Origin of the sequence: Aquincola agrisoli (assembly GCF_036621135.1) — a bacterium.
In the GTDB taxonomy this organism is placed as follows: Bacteria; Pseudomonadota; Gammaproteobacteria; order Burkholderiales; family Burkholderiaceae_C; genus Aquincola; species Aquincola agrisoli.
In genome coordinates, this window is record NZ_JAZIBG010000050.1 from 1 (window position 1) to 727 (window position 727).

1 protein-coding gene is annotated in these 727 nt (G+C 70.0%); it reads left to right on the top strand.

All coding sequences use genetic code 11. The annotated features are described in order from the left end of the window. A partial coding sequence (locus V4F39_RS23585; RefSeq protein WP_332292535.1) for an NAD-binding protein occupies positions 1 to 600 on the top strand: 600 nt, incomplete at its 5' end. Between the last annotated feature and the right edge of the window lie 127 nt (positions 601 to 727).

A 727-nucleotide genomic window follows, 5' to 3' on the forward strand; every position in this document is an offset into this window, starting at 1 on the left:
CCGATGGAGACGAAGGCGTTTGCCAGGCAGATCAACGAGCTGGGCTGCGACTACCTGGACGCGCCGGTGTCGGGCGGGGAAGTGGGCGCCAAGGCGGGCAGCCTGACCATCATGGTCGGCGGCGACGAAGCGGTGTTCGAGAAGGTGAAGCCGCTGTTCGAGCTGATGGGCAAGAACATCACGCTGGTGGGCGGCAACGGCGACGGGCAGACCACGAAGGTGGCCAACCAGATCATCGTGGCGCTGAACATTGCGGCGGTGAGCGAGGCGCTGGTGTTCGCGAGCAAGGCGGGTGCGGACCCGGCGAAGGTGAGGCAGGCGCTGATGGGCGGCTTTGCGGCCAGCCGGATCCTGGAAGTGCACGGCGAGCGGATGATCAAGCGCACGTTCAACCCGGGGTTTCGCATCGGGCTGCACCAGAAGGACCTGAACCTGGCGCTGCAGGGAGCCAAGGCGATCGGGGTGGCGCTGCCGCAGACGGCGGGGGCGGCGCAGCTGATGCAGGCGGCGGCGGCGCAGGGCTGGGACCAGCTGGACCACTCGGGGCTGGTGAAGGCGCTGGAGCTGATGGCCAAGCACACGGTGGCGCCGGACGCCTGACGGTCTGCCCTTTGCTGGGCGCTTGGGGCGCGTGAGGGCCGGGTGCTGGGGAGAGGGCGGCTGCGTGTGAGCGTGCGACCGAGGCGGTCGGCCCGGAGGGCCGACTGCCCTGCGTTGCTCGGTCGCC